This is a genomic window from Bathymodiolus heckerae thiotrophic gill symbiont (genome assembly GCF_900180345.1).
In the GTDB taxonomy this organism is placed as follows: Bacteria; Pseudomonadota; Gammaproteobacteria; order PS1; family Pseudothioglobaceae; genus Thiodubiliella.
Genome location: NZ_FXLV01000091.1, coordinates 1 through 1,612, shown reverse-complemented (window position 1 = coordinate 1,612; position 1,612 = coordinate 1). Strand labels below are relative to the sequence as shown.

Below are 1,612 nucleotides of genomic sequence, written 5' to 3'. Positions count from 1 at the left end.
GCTCAAAGCTATGATCAAAGACTGCCCAGTTAATGGCATTGGCCAGCTGTATTAAAGGGTCTTTAGTGTCTAATTGGGAGAAAAGCTCTGAATGAAAAAGATTTTGTTGACCTGTGTTTGGGGTTGACTAAGTAGTTGATAACTATAGTATTTTACTATAAATTTCAGGATAAATACAAGGTTTTTAGGGTTAATTTAGGATTTTTTTTTGGTTTAATGCAGAGGTCTTTTTTTGGGTAAAAAAGTGCTATTTTATGCATTTCATAAGTTGTAATGGATTAATGCAGTGGTCTCATAGTGTGAATAACACCCTGTCAAAATATTTAGAATTTAATAAGTCATACGGCGTAACAAAATAACCACCGTCTGCATCAATATCTAAATCATAACCCAAATCTTTGGCAGTTTTCCAGTATAAATACCAAATATACTGAGAGCAATAAAACGCACTATTATCGGTTTTTTCAACTATCTTATATTGCTTGTGCTTTGTCTTAGAAATGTTTTTCAAAAAAGCAGTTGTAAATTTTTTATTGAATGCCTTATACCTTAAGACTGTAAATTTTTTTTTCTTACTCAACCACAGTATGACATCTGTTTCGTAATAACCAGTACAAAATTGTGGGTATTCACCAACTTTGTATTTGTTAACTATTATTGCGGAATGTCCAAACCATGATAGTGGACTTGTCCAATCTTTACTAGTAACAATAATATCTCCAATTTTTAACTTGTTACTCGCTTGATAAAGCTGCTGATGAGATTTCCAAGTATTAAATTCTGGTGCATTAGAAGCAGAACAACCGCCAAGAAAGGCGGTTGCTATCAATAAAGCAATCAATAGTTTGATGCTATTAATCACTATTCACTAAGCATATTCATTCTTTACATTTGTTTTTTATTTGTGCTGTTTCTATTGCCTCTACAATGCCTTTGTATTTGGCAACATCTGCTTCACTATCGCCTGATAATTTACTAACTGGAACTAAAATTAAAAACACGCCCCATGCATCATCGGTTGCTTTTGAATTTTGCATTTCTGAGAATTTAGCCAATTTAGCCCTAGCATCTGACATTTTTGTGTTTAAAACTGAACAACTATTATCAATATATCGTTCATGTGATACATAAGATGCCGAAATACTTTCTGGTCTATTAGCGCAACCTGTCGTAAGAATAACTGTAACCAATATCATTAATGAAATACTCTTGTTCAATGCAAACATAATCATTCTTATTATAAGTTAAAAAATAAATTATACCACAATTATATATTGAGACCTTTACATAATTCATAATTCCCCATCCTATTTTCAACCCTTGCAATTTTTCAAAAAAAATAGCTCAAAATTTCTGTATTTTTCCATAAAAATCTAAAAAACACCTTGTTTGTCTGATTTTTTTAGCCTTTTTTACTCACTGGATATAATAATCCCTTAGGCTTTTTAATCGCTGCATTTCTTTAAAAATATTCATGCCAGTTTTAAGGTTATGACTCATGGCAATCAGTTGTACTCTGGTTTTGTTTCTCTCTAGTCCAAGGTATCTTGCCTTGCCTAAACCGTGATGAAGTTTTAGCAAGCCAAAAGTGCGTTCTACGATATAACGAATG

The 1,612-nt window shown here is 32.1% G+C and carries 3 protein-coding genes; all 3 read right to left on the bottom strand.

The window, feature by feature from the left end; all coding sequences use genetic code 11:
* Positions 1 to 292 precede the first annotated feature (292 nt).
* Positions 293 to 862, bottom strand: a complete 570-nt coding sequence (locus CRYPD_RS07630; protein WP_138146974.1) for a hypothetical protein — start codon at positions 860 to 862, stop codon at positions 293 to 295.
* Positions 863 to 878: 16 nt separating this feature from the next.
* Positions 879 to 1,226 carry a hypothetical protein gene (locus CRYPD_RS07625; protein ID WP_244610282.1) on the bottom strand — a complete coding sequence of 116 codons (348 nt, stop codon included), beginning with the start codon at positions 1,224 to 1,226 and terminating at the stop codon, positions 879 to 881.
* Between the two features lie 190 nt (positions 1,227 to 1,416).
* On the bottom strand, positions 1,417 to 1,612 hold a 196-nt coding region (locus CRYPD_RS07620; protein ID WP_171004370.1), incomplete at its 5' end, for a transposase.